This is a genomic window from Stenotrophomonas maltophilia, assembly GCF_025642255.1.
GTDB lineage: Bacteria > Pseudomonadota > Gammaproteobacteria > Xanthomonadales > Xanthomonadaceae > Stenotrophomonas > Stenotrophomonas maltophilia_P.
Map to the genome: position 1 here is coordinate 3,439,358 of NZ_CP106759.1, position 25,148 is coordinate 3,464,505.

At 67.6% G+C, this 25,148-nt stretch carries 26 protein-coding genes; 13 read left to right on the forward strand and 13 right to left on the reverse strand.

What is annotated here, in order from left to right; translation table 11 throughout:
* Positions 1-52: 52 nt before the first annotated feature.
* On the reverse strand, positions 53-832 hold the full coding sequence (locus N8888_RS15685) for a polysaccharide deacetylase family protein (protein WP_053517427.1): 780 nt from the start codon (positions 830-832) through the stop codon (positions 53-55).
* Between the two features lie 60 nt (positions 833-892).
* On the opposite strand from N8888_RS15685, the gene grxD reads away from it, so the two are divergent.
* Positions 893-1,819 (forward strand): Grx4 family monothiol glutaredoxin, encoded by a 927-nt coding sequence (grxD, locus tag N8888_RS15690; RefSeq protein ID WP_053517428.1) that lies wholly within the window; start codon positions 893-895, stop codon positions 1,817-1,819.
* Positions 1,820-1,906: 87 nt separating this feature from the next.
* Here the strand turns inward: grxD and N8888_RS15695 are convergent, their stop codons facing one another.
* Positions 1,907-2,446: a DUF924 family protein gene (locus tag N8888_RS15695; protein ID WP_065175129.1), complete on the reverse strand. Its 540-nt coding sequence runs from the start codon at positions 2,444-2,446 to the stop codon at positions 1,907-1,909.
* 43 nt (positions 2,447-2,489) lie between these two features.
* Positions 2,490-3,266, reverse strand: coding sequence for an AMP nucleosidase (locus tag N8888_RS15700; RefSeq protein WP_053517431.1), 777 nt, complete (start codon positions 3,264-3,266; stop codon positions 2,490-2,492).
* A 151-nt stretch (positions 3,267-3,417) separates the two neighbouring features.
* On the opposite strand from N8888_RS15700, the gene N8888_RS15705 reads away from it, so the two are divergent.
* From N8888_RS15705 to N8888_RS15725, 5 genes are all read left to right on the forward strand, one after another.
* Positions 3,418-4,827, forward strand: a complete 1,410-nt coding sequence (locus N8888_RS15705; protein ID WP_262219078.1) for an amidohydrolase — start codon at positions 3,418-3,420, stop codon at positions 4,825-4,827.
* 11 nt (positions 4,828-4,838) lie between these two features.
* Positions 4,839-6,107, forward strand: a complete 1,269-nt coding sequence (locus tag N8888_RS15710; protein WP_429000948.1) for an amidohydrolase family protein — start codon at positions 4,839-4,841, stop codon at positions 6,105-6,107.
* A gap of 17 nt (positions 6,108-6,124) precedes the next feature.
* A complete protein-coding gene (locus N8888_RS15715) occupies positions 6,125-6,757 on the forward strand; it encodes a 2-hydroxychromene-2-carboxylate isomerase (protein ID WP_065181734.1) in 633 nt (210 codons plus the stop codon).
* Positions 6,758-6,851: 94 nt separating this feature from the next.
* Positions 6,852-7,793, forward strand: coding sequence for a DegV family protein (locus tag N8888_RS15720; protein WP_053517434.1), 942 nt, complete (start codon positions 6,852-6,854; stop codon positions 7,791-7,793).
* Between the two features lie 91 nt (positions 7,794-7,884).
* Positions 7,885-8,223, forward strand: a complete 339-nt coding sequence (locus N8888_RS15725) for a hypothetical protein (RefSeq protein ID WP_053443843.1) — start codon at positions 7,885-7,887, stop codon at positions 8,221-8,223.
* A gap of 45 nt (positions 8,224-8,268) precedes the next feature.
* Here the strand turns inward: N8888_RS15725 and N8888_RS15730 are convergent, their stop codons facing one another.
* The 6 genes from N8888_RS15730 to N8888_RS15755 form a co-directional block, all read right to left on the reverse strand.
* Positions 8,269-9,591 (reverse strand): alpha/beta hydrolase family protein, encoded by a 1,323-nt coding sequence (locus N8888_RS15730; protein ID WP_081279736.1) that lies wholly within the window; start codon positions 9,589-9,591, stop codon positions 8,269-8,271.
* Positions 9,592-9,750: 159 nt separating this feature from the next.
* On the reverse strand, positions 9,751-11,178 hold the full coding sequence (locus N8888_RS15735; protein ID WP_263175722.1) for a GGDEF domain-containing protein: 1,428 nt from the start codon (positions 11,176-11,178) through the stop codon (positions 9,751-9,753).
* A 192-nt stretch (positions 11,179-11,370) separates the two neighbouring features.
* Positions 11,371-12,201, reverse strand: coding sequence for an S-formylglutathione hydrolase (gene fghA / locus N8888_RS15740; RefSeq protein ID WP_263175724.1), 831 nt, complete (start codon positions 12,199-12,201; stop codon positions 11,371-11,373).
* A gap of 51 nt (positions 12,202-12,252) precedes the next feature.
* Entirely contained in the window at positions 12,253-13,362 is a 1,110-nt protein-coding gene (locus N8888_RS15745; protein WP_065175135.1) for an S-(hydroxymethyl)glutathione dehydrogenase/class III alcohol dehydrogenase, read from the reverse strand.
* 58 nt (positions 13,363-13,420) lie between these two features.
* Positions 13,421-13,696, reverse strand: coding sequence for a metal/formaldehyde-sensitive transcriptional repressor (locus N8888_RS15750; protein WP_053517440.1), 276 nt, complete (start codon positions 13,694-13,696; stop codon positions 13,421-13,423).
* 68 nt (positions 13,697-13,764) lie between these two features.
* Entirely contained in the window at positions 13,765-14,787 is a 1,023-nt protein-coding gene (locus N8888_RS15755; protein ID WP_262100456.1) for a glycoside hydrolase family 43 protein, read from the reverse strand.
* Positions 14,788-14,917: 130 nt separating this feature from the next.
* Between N8888_RS15755 and N8888_RS15760 the strand changes: the two genes are divergently transcribed.
* Positions 14,918-15,322 carry a VOC family protein gene (locus N8888_RS15760; protein ID WP_065181737.1) on the forward strand — a complete coding sequence of 135 codons (405 nt, stop codon included), beginning with the start codon at positions 14,918-14,920 and terminating at the stop codon, positions 15,320-15,322.
* A 31-nt stretch (positions 15,323-15,353) separates the two neighbouring features.
* Here the strand turns inward: N8888_RS15760 and N8888_RS15765 are convergent, their stop codons facing one another.
* Together N8888_RS15765 and N8888_RS15770 are read right to left on the reverse strand one after the other, a co-directional pair.
* A complete protein-coding gene (locus N8888_RS15765) occupies positions 15,354-16,022 on the reverse strand; it encodes an SMI1/KNR4 family protein (RefSeq protein ID WP_263175729.1) in 669 nt (222 codons plus the stop codon).
* 66 nt (positions 16,023-16,088) lie between these two features.
* Positions 16,089-16,973, reverse strand: coding sequence for a LysR family transcriptional regulator (locus N8888_RS15770; RefSeq protein ID WP_053517444.1), 885 nt, complete (start codon positions 16,971-16,973; stop codon positions 16,089-16,091).
* A gap of 107 nt (positions 16,974-17,080) precedes the next feature.
* Here N8888_RS15770 and N8888_RS15775 point away from each other — a divergent pair, with 107 nt between their 5' ends.
* On the forward strand, positions 17,081-18,133 hold the full coding sequence (locus tag N8888_RS15775) for an NAD(P)-dependent alcohol dehydrogenase (RefSeq protein WP_053517445.1): 1,053 nt from the start codon (positions 17,081-17,083) through the stop codon (positions 18,131-18,133).
* A 131-nt stretch (positions 18,134-18,264) separates the two neighbouring features.
* Here N8888_RS15775 and N8888_RS15780 read toward each other — a convergent pair whose 3' ends face one another.
* Complete coding sequence (locus N8888_RS15780; RefSeq protein WP_065175138.1) at positions 18,265-19,629, reverse strand: glutamate--cysteine ligase; 1,365 nt, start codon at positions 19,627-19,629, stop codon at positions 18,265-18,267.
* Between the two features lie 152 nt (positions 19,630-19,781).
* Here N8888_RS15780 and N8888_RS15785 point away from each other — a divergent pair, with 152 nt between their 5' ends.
* From N8888_RS15785 to N8888_RS15795, 3 genes are all read left to right on the forward strand, one after another.
* Entirely contained in the window at positions 19,782-20,486 is a 705-nt protein-coding gene (locus N8888_RS15785; protein ID WP_065175139.1) for a VIT1/CCC1 transporter family protein, read from the forward strand.
* Positions 20,483-21,307 carry a helix-turn-helix transcriptional regulator gene (locus N8888_RS15790; protein WP_065181741.1) on the forward strand — a complete coding sequence of 275 codons (825 nt, stop codon included), beginning with the start codon at positions 20,483-20,485 and terminating at the stop codon, positions 21,305-21,307. Before N8888_RS15785 ends, N8888_RS15790 begins: the two co-directional genes overlap by 4 nt.
* A 486-nt stretch (positions 21,308-21,793) precedes the next feature.
* Entirely contained in the window at positions 21,794-22,765 is a 972-nt protein-coding gene (locus N8888_RS15795; RefSeq protein ID WP_263175732.1) for an MBL fold metallo-hydrolase, read from the forward strand.
* Between the two features lie 67 nt (positions 22,766-22,832).
* On the opposite strand, the gene yihA is transcribed toward N8888_RS15795, so the two are convergent.
* Positions 22,833-23,435: a ribosome biogenesis GTP-binding protein YihA/YsxC gene (gene yihA / locus N8888_RS15800; protein ID WP_053519877.1), complete on the reverse strand. Its 603-nt coding sequence runs from the start codon at positions 23,433-23,435 to the stop codon at positions 22,833-22,835.
* 156 nt (positions 23,436-23,591) lie between these two features.
* On the opposite strand from yihA, the gene N8888_RS15805 reads away from it, so the two are divergent.
* Both N8888_RS15805 and N8888_RS15810 read left to right on the forward strand, forming a co-directional pair.
* Positions 23,592-24,392, forward strand: coding sequence for a c-type cytochrome (locus N8888_RS15805; protein ID WP_263175734.1), 801 nt, complete (start codon positions 23,592-23,594; stop codon positions 24,390-24,392).
* 105 nt (positions 24,393-24,497) lie between these two features.
* Entirely contained in the window at positions 24,498-25,145 is a 648-nt protein-coding gene (locus tag N8888_RS15810; protein ID WP_053519865.1) for a thiol:disulfide interchange protein DsbA/DsbL, read from the forward strand.
* Positions 25,146-25,148: the final 3 nt, after the last annotated feature.

Below are 25,148 nucleotides of genomic sequence, written 5' to 3' on the forward strand. Positions count from 1 at the left end.
TTCCCCTGGTAGCGCCGGGCCGTGCCCGGCGGATTCCGTGCGTGCCGCTGCGCTATACCGAAGGCAGCGTTGCCTTCAATCCACGCTGATCCAGTGCCTGCAGCACGCGTTCGATGATTACCAGGTTGTGGCCATGGGCGGCCCCCTCATGCAGCAGCACGATGGCGCCCGGGCGAAGATCCGGCAGCAGGCGCTCCAGCACGCGCTCGGGCGTACAGCCGACACCATCGAAGCCGCGGGCGCTCCATCCCACCCGCACCAGGCCCAGGCGGCGCAGCACCGGGCCCACGAACGGATTGGTCATGCCCACCACCGACCGGTACCAGCGCACCGGCGTGCCCGACAATGCCTGCAGCGCATGCTGGCAGCCTTCGATCTCCGCACGCATCGCCTTCGGTCCCAGTCGCCAGAAGCGCGCCTGCGGATGGCTGAAGCTGTGGTTGCCCAGATCGTGCCCGCGGCGCAGGATCTCGGCCACCAGCGCCGGCTGGGCCAGGGCCCGCTCGCCGACCAGGAAGAATGTCGCCCGCGCCTGATGCCGATCCAGCAGATCAAGCACGGCCAGCGTGTCCGCACCGGGACCGTCATCGATGGTCAGCCAGACCGCGTCGTCCGCCTGCGCCAGGCGGCTCAGCACCGGCGTGTAGAAGCGGCTGTTGGGCAGGAACACCGGCACGATGAACAGCGCGTGGCTGGCCACCATCAGCGGCAGACCCCAGTGCCATCCCGCCAGCACCCAAGCCAGGATCACCCCCAACTGCGACGCCACCAGCCAGGGCAGCCAGCGCCATGGCCGGGGCGGAATGCGATGCAATGTTCCTGCGCTGCTCATACCCCATGATGCCATGAGGGGTAGAATCGAAGATTCGAATTACTGGACCCCCGACTTCCCATGTCTCTCGATCCTGCCCTGCGTTCGCGCATCGAATCCCTCCTCAACGCCAACCGCGTCGTGCTGTTCATGAAGGGCCAGCCGTCGATGCCGCAGTGCGGCTTCTCGGCCAAGGCCGTGGGCGCGCTGCAGGACCTGGGCGTCGAGTTCGCTCACGTCAACGTGCTGGCCGACCAGGAAATCCGTGAAGGCATCAAGGCCTACGGCGACTGGCCGACCATCCCGCAGCTGTACATCGACGGCGAACTGGTCGGTGGCAGCGACATCGTGCTGCAGATGGCCGCCAGCGGCGAACTGAGCAGCGTGCTGGGCCTGCCCGCGCCGGACCGCACCCCGCCGCGCATCACCGTCACCCCGGCCGCGGTGGAGATGCTCAAGGGCGCGCTGGCCGACGCCCCGGGCGCCGCCCTGCAGCTGAGCATCGATGCAGGCTTCCAGCCCAACTTCCAGCTCGCTCCGCATGACGAGGCTGCGATCGCCGCCGAATCCAATGGACTGCGCGTGCAGTTCGACCTGGCCAGCGCGCGCCGTGCCGAAGGCATCACCATCGACTGGGTGGACGACATCCGCGGCAAGGGCCTGGCCATCGACAACCCGAATGCGCCCAAGCCGGTGCAGGAAATCAGCGTGCGCGACGCCGACGACCTGGTGCGCGCCGGCAACGCGATCCTGGTGGACGTACGCCCGGCTGACGAGCGCGCCATCGCCGCCGTCGGCGTGCCGTTCAAGGTGTTCGACGGCAACGGCCGCGCCGAGCTGGAAGCACTGCCGAAGGACACCGCACTGGCCTTCCTGTGCCACCACGGTGGTCGCAGTGCGCAGGCTGCCGAGCAGTTCCGCGCGCTTGGCTTCACCAAGGTCTTCAACATCACCGGCGGCATCAACGCCTGGTCCGAAGAGGTGGACAACGGCGTGCCGAAGTACTGATCGGCTGCAGCGCGGAACAGGAAAACGCCGGCGCACGCCGGCGTTTTCCGTTTCCTGCCTGTCCCGCGCGTGGCCGGCCCCGCCCGGTCAGCCGGCAAACCCGCCTTCGGCCAGGTAGTCCAGTTCCTCCGGCGTGGGAATGCGGCCCAGCACGGCGTTGCGGTGCGGGAAGCGGCCAAAACGGCGGATGATGTCGCGATGCAGGTCGGCGTACTGCAGGTATTCCTTGTCACCCAGCACGTCGAACATGGCCACCGAACGGTCCTGGTCCAGCGGATCCTCGGAATGCTCGAACGGCAGGTAGATGAAGGCCCGCAGCTTCGGAACCAGCTGCAGGTCCAAGCCTTCCTCGATGGCACGCATGGCGTAGTGCCGGGCCAGCCCATCGGTGGCGTAGGAGTGGGCGGTGCCACGGAAGCAGTTGCGCGGGAACTGGTCCAACAGCAGCATCAGGGCCAGCGCACCCTCGGCGCTGCCCAGCCAGTGTTCGCGCGCACGCGCGGCCGCAGCGAAATGCTCATCGAGGAACAATCGGCGGAACTGCGCGTCGAACGCATCGTCGCGGGCGAACCACTTCGCAGGGCCCGCCTCCTTCCAGAATTCCACCACCTGCGCGGCAACGTCCATTACCTACTCCCGGGCCCGGACGTCCCGCGCCCGGCCCTCATCATCATTCGTCGAAGCGCAGATGGCGGACCGACTTGCCGTTGCGCCGGATAAGCTTAAGCGCCTCGATGCCGATCTGGATATGGTTTTCCACGAACTGGGAGCTGACCTTGGCATCGGAGGCTTCGGTCTTGACCCCGTCGGGAATCATCGGCTGGTCCGAAACCAGCAGCAGGGCGCCGCTGGGGATGTGGTTGGCGAAGCCGGCGGCGAACACCGTGGCCGTTTCCATGTCGATGGCCATGCAGCGCATCGCGCGCAGCCGTTCCTTGAATGCCTCGTCGTGTTCCCAGACCCGCCGGTTGGTGGTGTAGACGGTACCGGTCCAGTAGTCGTGCCCCAGATCGCGGATCATGGTCGAGACCGCGCGCTGCAGGGCGAAGGCCGGCAGTGCCGGTACTTCCGGTGGCAGATAGTCGCCCGAAGTGCCTTCACCACGGATCGCGGCGATCGGCAGCACCAGGTCGCCCAGCTGGTTCTTGCGCTTCAGGCCCCCGCACTTGCCCAGGAACAATACCGCCTTGGGCATCACCGCCGACAGCAGGTCCATGATGATCGCGGCATTGGGGCTGCCCATGCCGAAGTTGATCATCGTGATGCCATCGCTGGTGGCGCTGGCCATGGGCCGGTCCAGGCCGACGATGGGCGCACCGGTCAGTTCGGAGAAGGTGTGCAGGTAGCCGCCGAAGTTGGTCAGCAGGACGTGCGGGCCGAACTGGTCCAGGGGCACGCCGGTATAGCGCGGCAGCCAGTTGTCGACGATTTCCTGCTTGCTCTTCATGCTCGGTCCGGAACGGCGGGGACCGGCTATTTTCGGCCAGTGGGGCGACGCCGTCGAGGCACGCGGTCGCACCCTGTGAAGAAGGTCACTTGGCAAGCCCACCGCTGCCCGGCTAGCGTCAGCGGTTGCTTACGTAGCCGAGGGGATCTGCATGACGTCGACGTTGTTGCGCGCCGGGCTGGGGCTGGCGCTGGTTACGCTGGCCGCCGCGCCAGCACTGGGCGCCTCGCGCTTCATGGCCGATCCTTACCCCAGCACCTATCGGGCGCAGCCCGACGCGCCGGTGCTGATCCACAACGCAACGGTGCTGACCGGCACCGGCCAGCGCCTGGACAATGCCGACGTGCTGCTGCGTGAGGGCCGCATCGTTGCTGTCGGCCAGCAGCTGCAGGCCGAGGCCGATGTCACCCGCATCGACGCGCAGGGCAAGTGGGTCACCCCCGGGCTGATCGACGTGCACTCGCACCTGGGTGTATATCCAAGCCCGGGGGTCGGCGCGCACAGCGATGGCAACGAGATGACCGCACCGGTCACGGCCAATGTCTGGGCGGAGCACTCGGTGTGGCCGCAGGATCCCGGCTTCGCTGCCGCCCTGGCCGGCGGCGTGACCAGCATGCAGGTGCTGCCCGGCTCGGCCAACCTGGTCGGTGGCCGCGGCGTGACCCTGAAGAATGTTCCGGCCATCACCTACCAGGCGATGAAGTTTCCCGGCGCGCCGTGGGGCCTGAAGATGGCCTGCGGCGAGAACCCCAAACGCGTCTATGGCGAAGGCAAGGGTGTGACGCCTGCTACCCGGATGGGCAACGTCGCCGGCTACCGCGCAGCCTTCATCGATGCCGCCGACTACATCACCAAGAACACGCCCAAGGCAGCCAAGCGCAAGCGCTGGTTCGGCAGCGACAAAGGTGACAGCGCGGGCGATGCCGGTGGCAAGCGCGATCTCAAGCTGGACACCCTGGCCGGCGCGATCCAGGGCGACATCCGCGTGCACATCCACTGCTACCGTGCCGACGAAATGGCCACCATGCTCGACCTGGCCAAGGAATTCGGTTTCAAGGTGGCAGCGTTCCACCATGGCGTGGAGGCCTACAAGCTGGCCGACCGGCTGGCGGGGGACGGCGTCTGCGGTGCACTGTGGGCCGACTGGTGGGGCTTCAAGATGGAAGCCTTCGATGGCATCCCCGAGAACATCGCGCTGGTGGACCGGGCGAAGAACAGCTGCGCCATCGTCCATTCCGATTCGCCCGAAGGCATCCAGCGCCTGAACCAGGAGGCCGCAAAGGTCATGGCCGCCGCGCGCCGCGCACGCATGGCCCCGATCACTCCTGAACATGCGATCACCTGGATGACCGCCAATGCCGCCAAGGCGCTGGGCATCGAGCGCCAGACCGGCACGCTGGAGCCCGGCAAGATGGCCGACGTGGTGGTGTGGAACGGCAATCCCTTCAGCTCCTACGCATTGGCCGAGCAGGTCTATGTCGATGGCCGCCGCCTGTACGACCGCAGTGCGTTGCCGGCAACGCCGCAGTCGGACTTCCAGCTCGGGCAGGAGGTGCACTGATGGCCGGTTCCATGCAGATCGCAAGGTCTTCCAGCCGCAACCGGGCATGGCTCGGCGCTGCGATCATGGTGCTGGCAGGCATCACCGGCGCGGCATCGGCACAGGATCTGCTGGTGCGCGGCGCAACGGTTCACACCGCCAGCGCACGCGGCAGCCTGCAGCACGCCGATGTGCTGGTGCAGGGCGGCATCATCCGTGCCGTGGGTACGGGCCTGGCCGCACCGGCCGGCACGACCGTGGTTGAAGCCGATGGCCGCCCGCTCACGCCCGCGCTGTTCGGTGGCATCGCCGAGATCGGCATCGAGGAAGTCTCGGGAGAAGCGAGTACGGTCGACAGCAGCCTGAAGATCGGCGAGCAACCGCTGCGCCCGGAGTTCGACGTGACCCTGGCCTACAACCCCGCGTCGGTGCTCATTCCGGTGGCGCGACTGGAGGGCATCGGCTTCACCGCGCTGGGCGCCGTCACCGGCGGTGGCTTCGTGGCGGGCCAGGGTGGGGTGATGCGGCTCGATGGCAGCGCCGACCCGCTGGGTCCACGTGCGCTGTTCCTGCGGCTGGGCGCCGCAGCGTCGGAACTGACCGGTCATTCGCGTGCAGCACAGTGGATGCTGCTGCAGCAGATGGTGGATGAAGCGCGCGGCCAGGTCGCCGCCGATTCTCCGCACGCCGTGCTGACACCGGCCGGTCGCCGCACACTGTCGCGCTATCTGGCCGGCCAGGGCCGCATCGTGGTTGAAATCGATCGCGCTGCCGATATCCGCCAGCTGCTGCGCTGGGCTGCACGCGAAAAGGTGAAGATCGCCCTGTCTGGAGCCAGCGAAGCCTGGCAGCTGGCGCCGGAGCTGGCTGCGGCCGGCGTGCCGGTGTTCGTCGACGTGCTGGCCAACCTGCCGGCCAGCTTCGACCAGATCGGCGCCACCCTGGAAAACGCGGCACGACTGCAGCGTGCGGGCGTGCCCGTCAGCTTCGTGCAACGTGGCGATGCCTCGCACAACGCACGCAAGATCCGCCAGCTCGCAGGCAATGCGGTAGCCCATGGCCTGCCCTGGGCCGACGGGCTGGCAGGCCTGACCCGGGTTCCCGCACAGGCGTTCGGGGTGGCCGACCAGATCGGCAGCATCGAGCCCGGCAAGCGCGCCGACCTGGTGCTGTGGGAAGGCGACCCGCTGGATGTGGCGCACTATGCCGAACAGGTCTGGATGGGCGGGCGGCCGATGCCGATGCGCTCGCGCCAGACCGACCTGCGCGACCGCTATCTGCAGCGCAACGCGCAGCCCTGACCGACGAGGAAAGCCCCATGGCCCCGCTGCACTGGTACTTCGATTTCGTCTCGCCCTACTCCTACCTGCATTGGCAGAAGGTCAAGCAACTGCCCCAGTTCGCACAGGTACAGCCGGTGCCGATCGCCTTCGGGGCGGTGCTGCAGCAGCTTGGCAATCTCGGCCCGGCCGAGATCCCGGCCAAGCGGCGCTTCATCTACCGCCAGTTGCTCTGGAACGCGCAGGCGGAAGGCGTGACGCTGCGCTTCCCGCCTGCCCACCCGTTCAACCCGCTGGCCGCTCTGCGGCTGTGCCTGGCCGCAGGCGGCGGCGCGCAGGCCGTGGACGTGCTGTTCGACTGGATCTGGCGCGAGGGCAACGCCGCCGACAGCGCCGAGGCGCTGCGCGAACCCGGCGCGCGGCTGGGCATCGCGGATGTGGCGGCCGCCACGGCAACCGCAGAGGTCAAGGAGCAGCTGCGGCGCAACACCGAGGCTGCGCTCGCGGCCGGCGTGTTCGGCGTACCGACCTTGGCCATCGGCGACGAGCTGTTCTGGGGCAATGACGCGCACCCGCTGATGGCCGCTGTGCTGGCCGATCCGGACCTGCTGAAGCAGCCGGAATGGCAGCGGGTGGAGGCCCTGCCGATCGCGGTACAGCGCAGACGCTGAACAGGGCGCCTGCGCTTCCCTCGCGCGCGGGCTCCCGTTTTGAGATATTTTTCACACTTCCGAACCAACAACCGCCCTGGAGGGGGAGCCGCGGATGCGCATCGGAATCGTCGTCGACTCGGCCTGCGACCTGCCGCAGGCGTTCATTGCCGAACACAACATCGTGCTGCTCCCGATCACCGTACGGATCGGCGAAGCCGTACTCGCCGACCACCGCGACGAACAGGCCACGCTCAGCTTCCTGCACGCACACGTGGCCGAACATGGTGCCGAGGCGGAGACCATCCCCTTCAGCGTCAACCAGATCCGTGACCTGTTCCTGCAGCAGTTGGTGATCGACTACGACCACGTCTTCTGCATGACCATCACCAAGACCCGCAGCCCGATCCACGACAACGCCCTGCAGGCCAGCTTCGCCATCCTCAACGACTACAAGCCGGTGCGGCAGGCCGCGGGCTACAACTCGCCCTTCGCACTGCGCGTGCTCGACACCCAGAACCTGTTCGCCGCGCAGGCGGTGACGGCGGTGGAGGCGGTTCGCCTGCGCGACAGCAACGCCAGCGTGCAGCAGATCCGCGAGCGGCTGGAGGAACTGGCCGGCAACGTGCATGGCTACATGGTCACCCGTGACCTGTATTACATGCGGGCCCGCGCGCGGCACAAGGGCGACCGCAGTGTCGGCCTGCTCAGTGCCGCGCTGGGCAGCGCACTGGACATCAAGCCGGTGCTGCACGGCTACCGCGGTGAGACCGGCCCGGTGGCCAAGATCAAGGGCTTCGACAATGCCGTGCAGAAGCTCTTCGCTGTGGTCGGCCAGCGCGTGCGCAGTGGACTGATGACACCGACAGTCTGCGTCAGCTATGGCGGTGAGCTGGAGGAGCTGCGCGCCCTGCCCGGCTATGCGCAGCTGACGGACGTCTGCGCCACCCACGGCGTCACCGTGTACGAATCGGTGATGAGCCTGACCGGCATGGTCAACGTCGGCAAGGGCGCCGTTACCGTGGGCTTTGCCGATGGACCGCATCGGTTCGAATGAGGGCGGGCGACGCCTGCATGCAGGTGCGCCGGATGTACACAAGCATTGCACCGCGTCTATGCCAGCCTTGCCGCACTTCAAGGAGATCACCATGCCTGCGCAGTACCACATCAGCCTTCCCGACCCGTCCAAGGCCCGCGGCAACGACCCCGACCTGTCCTTCCATTCGCAGGGCGCCGCCGGCTTTGCCGAAGAACTGCAGGACGCCCTGCGCAGCGGCGCGCTGTTCGAGCGCTGGAAAGCCAAGCAACCCGATCCGGATGCAGTGGAGCCGCAGTGGGGCGTGACCGACCCGGACGCCACCGTAACCGGTGAGCAGAAGGACCTGCGCATCAACCTGGTGGCCACCACCCGCATCGACAGCGATGTGTTCAAGCAGCGCCTGCGTCTGCTGGCCGGCCATCACTGGGAACTGCGCGACGTGCGTTGAGCGGCGAACGCGCTGGCGTCTGCTGGGCTTCGCCCGTCGAAGCCCTCATCGCGCGGACGTGGGGCGGGCCTGGCCGTATTCGGACCGCAGCGCATCGCCACGGATGAAGTCCGTCATCAGCTGGAAGTACCCGGCCGGCTGCCGTGTCGATACACGTTCCCCGGCCGCATCCAGCTCGAACTCGTACATGCCATGATCGGCGTCTGCATACACGGCCGTGTAGATCGGCCGTCCCTGGCCCTGCAGAACCGCAAGACGCCTGAGCGTCTCTCCCGGCGGTGCATCGCGGTCCTGCCCGCCAAAGATCCACAACTGCGGCACCTGCAGATGCGTGAGCACCGGTAAAGGGTCGTAATGGGCCGGCACCCCGTCCAGCAACCGTGGCCCCTGCTCGCGTGCAGTCACCTCCGGAGTCGACAAGAGATACCCGGTAATGTTCCCGCGTACCGCAGGGAACCAGGGCGCATGCTGGTAACGCTGCTTCACCTCCGCCAGTACATCGAATCCCTCGGTGAATCCGCTCTCGACGATGGTCGCCACCGCATCGGCGATCTGCATCGCCTGCGCAGTGGCTTCTGCGTCCTGGCCGGCCCGCTGCATGTCGAAAGCGATCGCCTCGCGGTCTTCCTCCAGCGGCGAGACCGCCAGGCCGAAGCTGATCACGATGAAATCCACAGGCTCGATGCGTGCCGCCAGCGGCGCCACCCAGCCACCCTGGCTGCCGGCCTGGTAGCCGACCCGCTGCGCACGTGCCCCCGCCAACCGGCGTGCTTCGCGCGTGGCCAGGATCAGATCATTGGCCAGGGTCAGGTAGTTCTGCGTGTACCGCCCGCCAGAGCGTCCCGTGCCCCGCTTGTCGTACGCGAACACGGCGATGCCGGCACTGGCGAACTCGCGCTGCAGCGAGTAGCGCTCCAGCGCGGAGCTGTTCTCCGCACCATGCACCAGCACCACCAGTGGAACCGGCGCATCGCCCGGAGGCAGCGTCAGCCGCCCCTGCAGCGTTGCGCCGGCACCGCTGAAACGGGTGTCGATCTGCCGCAGCGGAATGCGCTCGCCCTTCATTCCATCGACGCTGATGCCGCGCTTCCCACAGTCCGTGAGCACCATCCGGTGCCCGTCCGGCTGCCCGGTCCAGCCGCGGGTACTGGTCCAGGCATCGCCCGCGGTGCGCTGCAGTGCGCCGCTGCGACCATCTGGCGTGCGCCACCGCAGTTGATCGCCCGCACCCGGGCCGATGTCCAGCGTACTGCCATCGGCCATCCGATAGCTCGCAGCGGCGCAAGGCGACGCCGCCGTGGCCGCGACCGCCTGCGCACTGAAGGCCATCGCGCTCCACGCGGCCAGCGACACCAGGGTTCTGTGCATGTCTGCTCCTCTCCACACTGGTGGGTGACGGTGAACCGGCTCCCGCGTGATCGCCAGCGCGGTGCGACGGAGTGCGGGTACCGCCGACGAAGGCGCGTCCGCGGGCGACAGCCACCAGCGGCGGAACCGCGTTGCCCTGGCGAATGCGCGGGGCGGGGTCTAGCGGCGGTCTGCACCGGCCAGCGTTGCGCCCTGCATCGCCACACGATTGCGTCCCGCGCGTTTGGCCACATACAACGCCGCATCCGCATCGGCGAGCAGCTGCCCGGCATCGGCTGTTGCCGGCGGATGCAGGAATGCGATGCCGATGCTGATGCTGACCCGCCCTTCCGGCAGCTGCAGCGCTTCCACCGCGCGTCGCAGCCGCTCGGCCAAGGCCTGTACGCCGTCCAACGCCGTGCCTGGCACGATCACCGCGAATTCCTCACCGCCGTAACGCGCCACGCTGTCGCCCGCACGCCCGGCGCTGTGCTGCAGCAGCGCCGCCACGGCCTGCAGGCAACGGTCGCCGGCGGGATGACCATGGGCATCGTTGAACGCCTTGAAATGATCGATATCGACCAGCAGCAGCGCCAGTTCGCTGCCGCTCCGCCGCGCCCGGTTCCATTCGGCCTGCAGTTCGGCATCGAACTGGCGGCGGTTGGCTACGCCGGTCAGGCCATCCTGGCGCGCGAGCTGGTCGAGCCCGGCCTGCCGTTCCAGCAGATCGATCTGCAGAAGCGCACTGCGCAGGCTGAAGCCCAACGTGGCCAGAACGAATCCAGCCAATGCCAGGGGCCTGGCATGGTCCACCACCAGGGTGCCCACCACCAGCAGCAGCAGCGGCAGGATGATCGGGCCGCCGGCCTGCACCAGCCGGGCCAGCCGCGGCTGCAGCACGAATCCGGTAGCTGGCGACCGCCGCAGTGCCAGCAGCGCGAGCAACAGGAACGGCACGTCGATCAGCAGATCGTTGTAGGCGCCGAAAGACTGTTCGGAGGTGAAGTGGTTGATGTAGTAGGCCACCAGCAGATAGGCCAGCGCGTACAGCGCCAGCGCGCGGAACACGCTGCGTCGCTCCGGGACATCACAGGACACCCAGCGCACGATGGCAAAGACAGCGATGCACAGGTTCTGGATATCGAACATGCGCTGCATGTTGGTCAGCGCCTGGTCGTCGATGCCGACATGGTCGGCAAATGACTGGGTATGCACGAAGAACAGCACGCCCAGCAGGGCCGCCATGATTCCGTCGATCACGCTGATGGCCCAGCGCTCCCGCCGCGAGCGGGCCAGGATGAACACCAGCGGCACGCCATACAGCACGTACAGCAGCAGGCTGGCGCCCGGGGTGATGTCGGGGCGGTCGGCACGGAGTGCATCGAGCATGTTGATGCCCATGCCCCCCGCCCACAGCAGCAGTGCCAGCGCGATGGCACGCCAGCCCAGCGCGGCGCGATCCGCACGCGCGCGCCACAGGCATGCGGCGGCGGCCAGCAGCGGCGCGCCGGTGAGGAACACGAACGAACCCAGGCCTGCCGGCCCCGGCCACAGGGCCACGACCAGGCCATGGCCGAACACGTACAGCAGCGCCAGCACTACCGGCATGCATCCCCCACTGCGCAAGCCTGTCTGCACGCACGATAGCGCGACAGGCCGCCATGGAGGCGTGATCCACGCCACACCTGCTTCCCCTGCCCCTGCGCCGGGCATGGCGCGGCGCTACATCGACGCAGGCGGTCCGTCGCGCCGGGGCATGCGCGGTTGCGTCCCCGGGACCGCAGCTGTCACGCGGGCTATTCAGCCGTGCAGCGCGCGGGCGTGGTGAGCGATGTGCTCGCCGATGAAGCTGGCGATGAAGTAATAGCTGTGGTCGTAGCCATCCTGCAGGCGCAGGGTCAGCGGATGGCCGACGGCGTCGCAGGCCTGCTGCAGGCGCTGCGGCTGCAGCTGGCTCTGCAGGAACTCATCGGCCCCGCCCTGGTCCACCAGCAGCGGCAAGCGTTCGCTGGCCGCAGCGATCAGTTCGCAGGCATCCCACGCGGCCCAGTCGGCGCGGTTGTCGCCCAGATAGGCCTGGAACGCCTTCTGTCCCCAGGGCACCTGGCTGGGGGCAACAATCGGCGAAAATGCCGACACGCTGCGGTAACGCCCCGGATTGCGCAGCGCGACCACCAGTGCACCGTGACCTCCCATCGAGTGACCACTGATCGCGCGTGCCCCGGTCACCGCGAAGTTCGCCTCGATCAGCGCCGGCAGTTCCTGCGCCACATAGTCATGCATGCGGTAGTGCTTGGACCACGGCTCGCGGGTGGCGTTGAGGTAGAAGCCGGCACCCTTGCCCAGATCGTAGCCCTCCGCGTCGGCGACATCGTCGCCACGCGGGCTGGTGTCGGGCGCGACCATAATCACGCCATGTTCGGCCGCATAGCGCTGCGCGCCCGCCTTGGTGATGACGTTCTGTTCGGTGCAGGTCAGTCCGCTCAGCCAGTACAGCACCGGCAGCGCCTGCGTTTCCGCCTGCGGCGGCAGGTAAACGGCGAACTGCATGTCGCAGCCCAGCGTGGACGAGGGATGACGGTACACGTCCTGCCAACCGCCGAAGCAGGCACGATGTTCGATGCGTTCCATGGTGTCTCTCCAGAAGGGTGGCAGCCCTGATGGCCTGCCACCCGGGATGGCTCAGTAGTGCACGACCGAACGGATCGACTTGCCTTCGTGCATCAGATCGAAGGCATCGTTGATCCCGTCCAGATCCATGGTGTGGGTGACGAACGGCGCCAGTTCGATGTCGCCCTTCATCGCGTCCTCCACCATGCCCGGCAGCTGGCTGCGACCCTTGACGCCACCGAAGGCCGTGCCCATCCACTTGCGGCCGGTGACCAGCTGGAAGGGACGGGTGGAGATTTCCTGGCCGGCGCCGGCCACGCCGATCACCACGCTCTGGCCCCAGCCACGGTGCGCGCATTCCAGCGCCGCGCGCATCACGTTGACGTTGCCGATGCACTCGAAGCTGTGGTCCACGCCCCAGGTGGTCATTTCAACAATGACCTGCTGGATCGGCTTGTCGAAGTCCTTCGGATTGATGCAGTCGGTCGCACCGAACTCACGCGCCAGCTCGAACTTGGACGGATTGGTATCCACCGCGATGATGCGGCCGGCCTTGGCCTGGCGCGCGCCCTGGATCACGGCCAGGCCGATGCCGCCGAGGCCGAACACTGCCACGCTGTCGCCTTCCTGCACCTTGGCCGTGTTGTGCACCGCACCGATGCCGGTAGTGACACCGCAGCCGAGCAGGCAGACATGTTCCGGGTTCGCCTGCGGATTGATCTTCGCCAGCGAGACTTCGGCCACCACTGTGTACTCGCTGAACGTCGAGCAGCCCATGTAGTGATAGATCGGCTCGCCGTTGTAGCTGAAGCGGCTGGTGCCATCGGGCATCACGCCCTTGCCCTGGGTCGCGCGTACCGACACGCACAGGTTGGTCTTGCCACTCTTGCAGAACAGGCATTCGCCGCACTCGGCGGTGTACAGCGGAATCACGTGGTCACCCGGCTTGACGCTGGTCACGCCCTCGCCTACTTCCACCACGATGCCGGCACCTTCATGGCCCAGCACCACCGGGAACAGACCTTCCGGATCATCCCCTGACAGGGTGAACGCATCGGTGTGGCAGACGCCGGTGTGGGTGATCTTGACCAGCACTTCGCCGGCCTTCGGCGGGGCGACGTCGATCTCGACGATCTGCAGCGGCTGGCCGGGAGCAAAGGCGACGGCGGCACGGGATTTCATGGTGGGATTCTCCAAAGACAGGCAGTAACAGATGGACGACGCTATGCTGCGCCGTTGCTTATTTCAGGTACGAGCGGATCAGCCCGCTCATCTCGCGCACGCGCTCGGCGCGCTGTTCATCGGACGCTGCGGGTTGTCCGAACTCTTCGCGCAGGTGGGCTTCCATCACCTCGGACATCAGCCCGTTGACCGCCCCGCGGATGGCGGCGATCTGCTGCAGCACGGGCCCGCAGTCGGCGCCGGCTTCCAGCGCACGGTCCAGTGCATCGCACTGGCCGCGGATGCGGCGCACGCGGGCCAGGACCTTCTTCTTCTCTTCGGGAGAGTGCGGCATGGCAGGGTGACCCAGGAACTATACTGGGGGATAGTATACACAGGTGGCGGAAAGGTACATCCTGCGCCTCAGCGCAGGCGGTGCGCGGGTACGCCCTCGTGCGTCATCTTCACCGGCAGGATGCGGCCCTGCGCGTCGAAGTACAGGCGATCGATCGCGGTGACGCGGGCATTGCGGTCGGTCTGGTCGAGCGGCCGGCGGTGGTAGACGATGTACCACGTGTCATCGCCGGGCGCGTGGATCAGGGAGTGGTGCCCGGCGCTGGTCGCGATGGCCGGGTCCTGCTGCAGGACCCGGCCGATGCGTGTGAACGGCCCGGTCGGCGCGTCGGCGATCGCATAGGCCACCGAGTAGTCCGGCTCGCCCCAGCCGCCTTCGGACCACATGAAGTAGTAGCGGCCGCCCCGCTTGAACATCAGCGGACCTTCCACGTACTCCGGCGCCGGCGTGATCTCCTTGAACAGCGTGCCGTCGTCCCAGGGCAGCAGGCCGCTGAAATCCGCCTTCAGGCGCACGATGTTGGCGTGCTTCCAGCCGCCATAGATCATGTACCAGGCACCATCGTCATCCTTGAACACATACTGGTCGATCGGCTGCGCGCCATTGTGGAACGCGCCCACCAGTGGCTTGCCGAGCAGATCGCGGTAAGGCCCTTCGGGCTGGTCGGCCACGGCCACGCCGATGCCACCGGTCTCGCCGTCGTTCTGGATGTCATTGGCGGAAAAGAAGAAGTAGTAGCGCCCTTCGTTGGCCACCACCGAGGGTGCCCACAACGCCTGCCTGGCCCAGGGAATGTTCTCGATGGACAGCACGCTGTCGTGCCGGCGCCAGTGCACCAGGTCGGGCGACGAAAAGGCATCGAAGGCAACCTGTTCTGCATAGGGCCGCGAGCGCGTGGGGAAGATCCAGTAGGTGCTGCCGAATACGGCCGCCTCCGGGTCCGCGTACCAGCCCGGCAGGATCGGATTGCCGGACATCACCGGTGCCTGGCTGTCACGCGCATCCGCGATGCCGACGCCAGTGGCTGCGAGCAGCACGGCCAGTGCGGCCCCCCTCCCCCATTCGCGCAGTCCCATCAGAGCCACTCCCATGCAGGTTCGATCGCTCGAGTCTAGAACGATCGCCGGCGCCTTTCCGCGACACGCTGCCTCAAACCGCGCACCCTCTTGATCGACGGGAATCATCGGCGCATGGTGCCTGGCACAACGCAGGGCCCGGGCCATGATCCCCTTCATCATCAATCTGGACGTTCCGGACCTCGCGGCCGCCGAGGCGTTCTACACACGCGCCTTCGGCCTCCATGCCGGGCGCCGTCTCGGCCCGGAGGTGCTGGAACTGCTGGGCGGCCCGACACCGCTCTATCTGCTGCAGAACGAAGCGGGCAGCGCAGCTACCGTCGACGGTGACGTGCGGGATTACGAACGTCACTGGACCGCGCTGCACATCGACTGGATCGTGGAGGACCTCGACGCCGCCCTTGCCCAGGCGTTGGCGGCAGGCGCGGCGCTCGAGCAGGCGCCACGCGAGCGTTCATGGGGGCGCATCGCAGTACTGGCGGATCCGTTCGGGCACGGCTTCTGCCTGATCCAGTTCACCGGCCCCGGCTACGACGCCTTGCTGGATTGATCGGCGGAATGCACCGCGCCCGCCGCCAGCATCAGCGCACGTAGGCGAATGATTCGTCCAGCCGCTCGAATCCGATCAGCTGCTGCACCAGCGCCTGCGCCTGATCCTCATCGATCTCTCCCTGCTCGATCTCTGCGCTGCGTGCAAACAGGGCCTCCAGCGCAGTGGCCTGGTCGTCCCGCAGCCACGCGCGATGCGAGCCCAGCCAGCGCTGGAGATTGTCGGCCAGGTCACCGTGCGACAACAGCGTGTAGGGGGCCTCGTAGTCCGCCACTGCCTCCACCATCTTGCGGAACAGGAAATCCTGAAGGTTGCGGGCCAGTACGTCAGCGCGATCATCGTCGTGCCACACCAGCAGCACCGGCGGCTCGTCGCAGCCCGGCGCATTGGTCCAGAAGCAGTAGCTGTCACCGGCCCCCGTGCGGGCGAACGGCAGCAGCTGCAGATCCTGGCGCAATGGGTTGTAGTGATCCTCTGCAGTCAGCTCCTGCCAGGCCTCGAGCAGTTCGCCACGCTCAAGCGGCTCGTAATCCTGCGCATACAGCAGAATCGGCGGTACCGGTTGCAGCTCCGAAAGGCACACCTGCGCCCATTGCGGATGGGTCGCCCCCCAGCTCAGCCGGTCTTCCGTATCGAGCCGGTGGTAGAGAGCAGGAAAGGTCTGGCCGGTGGCCAGTTCGATCTCGGCAAGCGTATGCATGAACGTCCCTGTGATTGGATCGGCGCGCACTTTACCTCGACAGGCAGCGTCCGCGCAGGCATGGATCTATTCGCGCAGCATGTCCACGAATGCGCGCAAGGCCGACGCCATCTGCCGTTGCCTGGGGTAATACAGCACGAAGCCGGGAAACGGTTCGCTCCAGTCCTGCAGTACCGCCACCATCCGCCCGGCTTCGATGTGTGGGCGCGCGGCATCCTCGAGCACATAGGCCAGGCCGAAGCCATCCAGCACCGCGCGCATGATGGTGGTCTGCTCGCTCAGCGTCAGTCGCCCACGTACGTCGATTTCCAGCGACTGCCCATCGCGGTCGAACTGCCACTTGTACAGGTGACCGCTGGCGAAGCGGAAGCGGATGCATTCGTGCTGCAGCAGGTCGCGGGGATGCTGCGGCGCCGGGTGCTGGCGCAGATACTCGGGCGAGGCCACGATCATGCCGTGCAGGGCCGGGCCCAGCGGCACGGCCACCATGTCCTCGGGCACGAACTCATGCAGCCGCACGCCGGCATCGAAGCCTTCGGCAACGATGTCCACCAGCCCATCGTTCTCGGTCAGCTCCAGGCGCACATCGGGGTGCGCGCGCAGGAAGCGGGTCAGGCGTGGGCCGAGCTGGGTCGGCACTGCCGCGCGGGCCGCGTTGATGCGCAGCAGGCCCGTCGGGCTGTCCCTGAACTGGTTCATTTCCTCCAGCGCCTCGTGCACCTGGCCCAGCGCTGGCTGCAACCGGTCCAGCAGGCGCTGCCCGGCCTCGGTCAGGGCCACGCTGCGGGTAGTGCGATGGAACAGGCCCACCCCCAACCGCTCTTCCAGTGCCCGGATCGCATAGCTCACCGCCGAGGTCGACAGGGCCAGTTCGGCGCCGGCCCGGCGGAAGCTGCGGTGGCGGGCCACCGCCGCGAAGGCGGCCAGGTGGGTGAGATTGTCAGTGGCCATGATTGTGCAGTCTGCCTTGATGAATCATGCCGATATCCACGCTTTGTGGGCGGGTATGAGGGGCGTATTGTAAAACGCCTTTCCACAAACCCCGCCAAGGATTCCCCATGTCCCTCGCCCATGGTTATGCGGTGCGTACCAATACCGCTCCGCTCGAGCCCTTCACCTTCGAACGCCGCGCCGTCGGCGCCAACGATGTCCGCATCGAAGTGCTGTACAGCGGCATCTGCCACTCCGACCTGCACCAGGCCCGCGACGACTGGGGCGGCGCGGAGTACCCGATGGTTCCCGGCCACGAAATCATCGGCCGCGTGGTCGAAGTCGGTCCGGCCGTCACCCGCCTCAGCGTCGGCGATATCGCCGGCGTCGGCTGCATGGTGGATTCCTGTCGCCATTGCGATGCCTGCGACCACGACCTTGAGCAGTACTGCGAAAAGGGCCCGACCTATACCTACAACAGCCGCGACCGCAATACCGGTGAGCTGACGATGGGCGGCTACTCCGACCACATCGTGGTCGAGCAGCGCTTCGTGGTGAAGGTCTCCGAGACGCTGGACCTGAAGGCCGCCGCGCCGCTGCTGTGCGCCGGCATCACCACCTACTCGCCGCTGCGCCACTGGAAGGTCGGCCCCGGCCAGAAGGTGGGTGTGATCGGCCTGGGCGGTCTGGGCCACATGGGCGTGAAGTTTGCCAAGGCGATGGGCGCCACCGTAGTGATGATCACCACCACCCCGGAAAAGGGCGCCGACGCCAAGCGCCTGGGCGCGGACGAGGTGCTGGTCTCGCGCGATCCGGCGCAGATGAAGGCGCACGCCAACAGCTTCGACTTCCTGCTCAACACCGTGCCGGTCAGCCATGACACCAACCCGTACATGAGCCTGCTCAAGCGCGATGCCACCATGTGCCTGGTCGGCGTCATCACCGAGCTGGACCCGCCCCTGATGGGTGCCAGCGTGATCTTCGGCCGCAAGCACGTCACCGGCTCGGCCATCGGCGGCATGGCCGAGACCCAGGAAATGATGGATTTCTGCGCCGAGCACAACATCGTCAGCGATGTTGAGGTGATCGACATCAAGGATGTCAACCACGCGTGGGAGCGCATGGCGAAGAACGATGTGCGCTATCGCTTCGTGATCGACATGGCCAGCCTCAAGGCCTGACGGCCCGGCTGATGGAATGAAAAACCCCGGCGTGGAGGCCGGGGTTTTTTCTGCGCGCAACACCCGCCGGGCATGGCCCGGCGCTACCGGAGCCATTGTGGGTAGCGCCGGGCCATGCCCGGCGGCCGCATTCAGTACGCGAATTCCCGGAACACCGGGTCCACGTTGCCGTGCCAGCGACCATGGAACAGCGCCAGCTTGCGCTCGGCCGGTGTCAGGCCGGATTCGACGATCTCCTGCAGCACATCCAGGAACTTGCTCTCGTCCTGGCCATCGGCATTGCGCGCGGCGCGCCGCTTCAGGCCCTCAACGGAAATCTTCACCGCCTCGCGCGCCAGATCGCGCACGGTGCCATCGCGGAACGGCAGGTTCATCGCATGCTTCGGCACGCCGTCGCGCAGGACATGGCGCTCGGCCAGGGTGAAGTCACGCACCAGATCCCAGGCGGCATCCAGCGCGGTGTCGTCGTACAGCAGGCCGACCCAGAACGCCGGCAGGGCGCACAGGCGGCTCCACGGGCCGCCATCGGCGCCCCGCATTTCCAGATACTTCTTCAGGCGCACTTCCGGGAACGCCGTGGTCGTGTGGTCAGACCAGTCGCGCAGGGTCGGCAACTCGCCCGGCAGCACCGGCAACCGGCCCTGCATGAAATCGCGGAAGCTCTGCCCGCTGGCATCGTGGTAGATGCCATCGCGGTAGGAGAAGTACATCGGCACGTCCAGCAGGTAATCGACGTAACGCTCATAGCCGAAGCCATCCTCGAACACGAAGTCGAGCATGCCGGTGCGGTCGGCGTCGGTGTCGGTCCAGATGTGCGATCGATAGCTCAGGTAGCCGTTCGGCTTGCCTTCGGTGAACGGCGAGTCGGCGAACAGCGCGGTGGCGATCGGCTGCAGTGCCAGCGAAACGCGGAACTTTTTCACCATGTCCGCTTCGCTGGCGTAGTCCAGGTTGACCTGCACCGTGCAGGTACGGGTCATCATGTCCAGGCCGAGCGAACCGACCTTGGGCATGTACGCGCGCATGATCCTGTAGCGGCCCTTCGGCATCCACGGCATCTCATCGCGCGCCCACTTCGGCTGGAAGCCCATGCCCAGGAAGCCCAACTGGAGCTCGCCGGCCACCTGCGCCACTTCGTTCAGATGGGTACCGGTCTCCACGCAGGTCTGGTGGATGGTCTCCAGCGCCGCGCCGGACAGTTCCAGCTGGCCGGCCGGTTCCAGCGTCACCGACGCGCCATCGCGCAGCAGGGCGATGGTGTTGCCGTTTTCCTGCACGGGTTCCCAGCCGAAACGGACCAGGCCGTTGAGCAGGGCCTCGATGCCACGCTCGCCTTCAAAGGCCGGCGGTCGCAGGTCGTCCAGGCGGAAGCCGAACTTCTCGTGCTCGGTGCCGATGCGCCACTGCGCGCGGGGCTTTTCGCCGGAGGCGATCACCTCCACCAGCTGCGAGCGGTCGGTAATGGGCGTATCGGCGACGTGGCTGGGGCTCGACAAGGGGAAGACTCGCTGTACGGTGACGGGGGATGTGGGGCTGGGAGCCTTCCATCGCAAGGGCGCACTATAGCGTGGCGCCCCGTCGCAGCATGCGACGGAGACGGGTTTCAGCATCCTACCGACGACCTCTTGACCCTCGTACACTGCAAGGCATGACCCGTCATTCGCGCCATCCGGAACGACACAGGGCCGACCGCGTCGGCTGGCTGCGCGCCGCCGTGCTCGGCGCCAACGACGGCATCGTTTCAGTGGCAGGGCTGGTGGTCGGCGTTGCCGCCAGTGGCGCATCGGCCAGCACCCTGCTGGCCACCGGCCTGGCGGGCACGGTCGCAGGGGCGATGTCGATGGCCGCCGGCGAGTACGTCTCGGTGCAGACCCAGGCCGACACCGAAGGCGCCGACCTGGCGATGGAGAAGCGCGAACTGCAGGACGATCCGCACAGCGAGCTGGAAGAGCTGGCCGCCATCTACCGCCATCGCGGCCTGGCCCCGGCGCTGGCGCGGCAGGTGGCCGAACAGCTCACTGCCCACGATGCCCTCGGTGCGCACGCTCGCGACGAACTGGGCATCACCGATACCCTGCGCGCCCGGCCGCTGCAGGCCGCACTGGCCTCGGCCGCAGCCTTCACCTGTGGGGCGGCCCTGCCGGTGCTGACCGCACTGCTGGCACCGGCCGACTCCGTGGCAGGGGTGACCACCGCCAGCACCCTGCTGGGCCTGTGTGTGACCGGCGCGATGGCGGCCCGCGCCGGAGGTGCGCCTGCCCTGCGCGGCGCCCTGCGCGTCATGTTCTGGGGCGCACTGGCAATGGCTGCAGCCGCCGGCGTCGGCCGGCTGCTGGGAGCCCACGTGACATGACCACGATGCTGCCCGCCGCAACGGCGCTGCTGGCCGAGATGTCTTCGCTGGCCGGTTGTGATCGCGCCGAGGGTTATGCCTGCATCACCGCGCGGCGCGAACATGGCGCCAGCTCGGTGGAGATCCCGCAACCGCAGTTCGCGATCCTGCTGGAAGGACGCAAGCAGGTACGTACCGCACACCAGACGCTGGAGTTCGCGCCCGGCGACATACTGCTGCTGACCCAGCGTTGCCGCATCGACGTGGTCAACCGTCCAGACCCGCGCAGCGGCCGTTACCTCAGCGCCATCGTGCCGCTGTGTGCGGAAGTGCTGGCCGCGGCGCGGACACTGTGGAACGAGGAACTGCCCAGCGCCGGTCCGTCGATGGCGCGGTTGTCGCTGGCCGAACATGGCGCCGTGCTGCGCCGCTGGCGGCAATCGCTGCAGGATGGCCATTACAGCGACGCCCGGCTGGCCCTGGCCTCGATGGTGCTCACCCTGTGCCGGCAGGGCCACGGCAACCTGTTGCTGCCCACTGCACCGACGCTGGGTGAGCAGATACGGGATCGCGTCGCCGCTGAACCTGCGCGCGACTGGCAATCGCGTGATCTGGAGGAGCAGTTCGCACTGAGCGGCGCCACCCTGCGTCGTCGGCTTGCGGCCGAGCGCACCAGCCTGCGCCAGCTGCTGACCGAGGCACGACTGGCCCACGCCATGCAGTTGCTGTACACCACCGACCTGCCGCTGAAGACCGTGGCCGCACGCGCGGGCTACCGTTCCGCGGCCAGTTTCAGCAAGCGCTTCGCCGAGCAGTACGGACTGGCTCCTACAGACATCTGAGGGGGTCAGGCAGGGCTGCGCCCTGCACGCGCAGAGGCAACGGCCGAAGCAACAGCAACAGCGGGCATTCCGTGGGAAAGCGAGGCACTCTGCGCCGCCTTCGACAGATTCCGGCGGCTGATCGAATGAAGTTCCGGGGTCAGATCCGTTTTCCCGCGGAAAACGGATCTGACCCCAAGAGCATTTCCGACAGATCGTGGAAAACTGTCGAAGGCGGGGTGGGTCCGGTTGCGGGGGCGTGAGCGCCATGGATGGCGCGACCGAGCCTACAGGGACGTATTTACGGCGTCCCCCGCAGCCGGACCCACCCCGCCATCCACGGATAGCCCGCTGTTGCTTCGGCCGTTGCCTCTGCGGGTGCGGGGCGCAGCCCTGCCAGCACACTCCCTTCCCTGAGCATTCCGCGCAGCGGTTTGAGCGCCGCGCGCACGCCGGCCACGGCACGCTAGCCGCAACGGAACCGCCCTTCCTCCATCGAGAACCCTCATGACCCTGCATCACCTGCCGCTGCGCGGCGCCCTGCTGCTGGCCCTGGCTGCGCTGCCGCTGACCGCACTCGCCGAAGCCACCTCACCCGCACCCACCCGGCAGATGCCCGGCGTCTATCACCACCGCATCGGCACCCTGCAGGTCACCGCCCTGTTCGATGGTGTGGTCGCACTCGGCCGGCAGGAAGTGGTCGACGTGCCGCCGACGCTGGTCACCCGCCTGCTGGAAGGCCGCTATGTCCCCGAAGACAGCAAGGGCCTGCAGACCGCGGTCAATGCTTACCTGATCCGCCAGGGCAATCACCTCACCCTGGTCGACACGGGCACCGCACAGTGCTTCGGTCCCGGCCTGGGCCAGGTACTGGGCAACCTGCGTGCCGCAGGCGTGGATCCGGCCGAGGTGGACGACATCCTGCTGACCCACGCCCACCCCGACCATCTGTGCGGCGTGCTCGACGCGCAGGGCAAGCCGGCCTATCCGAACGCGACGGTGTGGCTGTCCAGGGCCGACGCGGACTACTGGCTCAACCCGGCCAGCGAAACCACCGCACCGGAGGGCGTGCGCTTTGCCTTCCCGCTCGCCCGAACCGCCGTGGCGCCTTATCAGGCCAGCGGCCACCTGCGTACCTTCCAGCCTGGCGATGCCCTCCCCGGCGGTGCCCTGGCGATGGATACCCATGGCCACACCCCCGGCCACGTCTCTTACCGGTTCGACAGCCAGGGCCAGTCACTGCTGGTGTGGGGCGACGTGCTGCACTTCCACGCGGTGCAGTTCGCCCACCCGGAAGCCGCGTTCGAGGCCGATTCGGACCGCAAGGCGGCCACGGCCAGCCGCCGCAGTCTGTTGCAGCAGGCCACCGCCGGGGCGTGGTGGGTGGCGGGTGCGCATCTGCCTTTCCCGGGCCTGGGCCACGTGCGCAGGGACGGCCAGGCCTATGCCTGGGTGCCGGCGGAGTATTCGCCATTGTGAGGGTGTGCCGACCAAGGTCGGCACCCACCGATCCGGCAGCGCCGGGCCATGCCCGGCGGGCAAGAGGTTATTCCAGGCCCAGCCAGCCACCGATCACGGCACGGGCTTCGTCCACGCCGGTGCGGTCCTCACCGGAAAACACCTGCACGCTGACGCTGTCGCCGTAGGCCGACTGCAGTTCCTTGCGCACCTTCTGCAGCGTCTGCATCTGCTGGCCGCGGCCCAGCTTGTCGGCCTTGGTCAGCAGCGCATGCGCCGGCAGGCCGCGCTGTACGGCGTAAGACAGCATCTGGCGGTCGTAGTCCTTCAGCGGGTGGCGGATGTCCATCACCACCACCAGCCCCTTCAGTGCCTCCCGGGTACGGAAGTACCTGTCGATGAAGGCCTGCCAGTGCGCCTGCAGCTCCAGCGGCACCTTGGCGTAGCCGTAGCCGGGAAGGTCGACCAGGCTTGCTTCCGGGGTGATCTGGAAGAACACCAGCTGCTGCGTGCGGCCGGGGGTCTTGGAAACGCGGGCCAGGGCATTCTGCCGGGTCAACGCATTGAGGGCGCTGGACTTGCCGGCGTTGGAGCGGCCGGCGAAGGCCACTTCGGCCCCTTCGTCGGGCGGCAGCTGCCGCGCGTTGTGGGCCGAGAGGTGGTAACGGGCGCGTTCAAGGAGCAATGACATGCGCATAGGATCGCATGTTGCGGCGCCGCGCGCCCGTGCCGACGGCCCCAGCGGGGATTTTGCTGCACTGCTTCGTTGACCGTGCGTGGAAACGCCGTTGATAATCCGGGCGATGCCGGCGGCCACCGCCCGGCCCGGTCCATACGGAGCTTTAGCATGCGCCACGCTCGCGTTCTTGCCGTATCCGCCCTTGCCACTGCTGTCGTGGTTGCCGCCGCTGCGTTCGCGCAGACCACGTTGACCCCGCTGCCCGACAACGGGCCGATCAACACCGCCTCGCTGGAGGTGGATTTCAGCAAGACGACCTGGGGCGATGCCAAGGCTGGCCAGGGCAAGGCTGCGGCCTGCGCGGCCTGCCATGGTGCCGACGGCAATTCCACGGTCGAGATGTACCCGTCCATCGCCGGCCAGAGCGAGCGCTATGTCGCCCAGCAGATGGCCCTGATCGCCAACGGCCAGCGCAGCTCCGGTGCGGCAGTGGCGATGGTGCCGTTCGTGCAGAACCTCACCCCGCAGGACATGCGCGACATCGGCGCGTTCTTCGCCACGCAGAAGGCCACCGCCGGCATCGCCGACGACACCGAGGTGACCGAAGGCCCCTACAAGGGCATGAAGTTCTACCAGATCGGCCAGCAGCTGTACCGCGGCGGCGACGCGTCGCGCGGGCTGCCGGCCTGCATGGCCTGTCACGGCCCCAGCGGCGCCGGCAACCCGGGCCCGGCCTACCCGCATATCGGTGGCCAGCACGCCAGCTATGTCGCGCGCCGCCTGCAGGAGTACCAGGCCGGGCAGACCAACGAAACCGACAAGGCGCACTTCCAGATCATGGCCGCGGTGGCACAGAAGCTGACCGAACAGGAAGTGCAGGCGCTGTCCAGCTACCTGCAGGGCCTGCACAACCGGGCCGACGACGTGGTCACCGAAGCCACGCCGGCACGACCGGCCGCCGCCCCCTGACCGCCACTGGTCGGCCCGGGCCGCCACCGCGGCCCGCGCCTGCGGTATGTTTCCTTCACGCCGGCGACTGCGCCGGCGTTGCTTTTTCAACGGAGATGCGTGTCGATGAGGTTGATTCCCCGCCTGCTGTTGTCCCTGCTGGTGCTGCTGCCGATGGCCGCCAGTGCCGCCCCTGCCGCAGCCCCGCTGGTCGAAGGTCGCGACTACGAGCGCATCGCCCAGGCCGGTCCGTTCCAGCCGCTCGCCGGCAAGATCGAAGTGGTCGAGGTGTTCGGCTACACCTGCCCGCACTGCGCGCGTTTCGAACCACAGCTGGAAGCCTGGGCGGCCAAGCTGCCGGCGGATGTGCGCTTCACTCCGGTGCCGGCGGCGTTCGGGGGCGCCTGGGATGCCTGGGCGCTGGCCTATTACGCCGCCGAAGAAGTCGGCGTCGCCAAGCGCAGCCATGCGGCCGTGTTCAAGGCTCTGCACGAGCAGGGCACCCTGCCGATGCAGAATGTCTCGGCCGATGAGCTCGCCACCTTCTACAAGGCGTACGGCGTGGCGCCCGAGCGTTACACCCAGGCCCTGCGGGGCGACGCCGTGCAGAAGAAGGTCGACGCGGCGCGGGCATTCGCCCAGCGCACCCGCATCCCCGGTACCCCGGCGCTGATCATCAACGGCCAGTATCTGGTCCGCGGCAACAGCTTCGACGACCAGCTGCGCATTGCCTCGGCGCTGATCGCCCAGGTCCGCGCCAACCGCGGCCGCTGAACC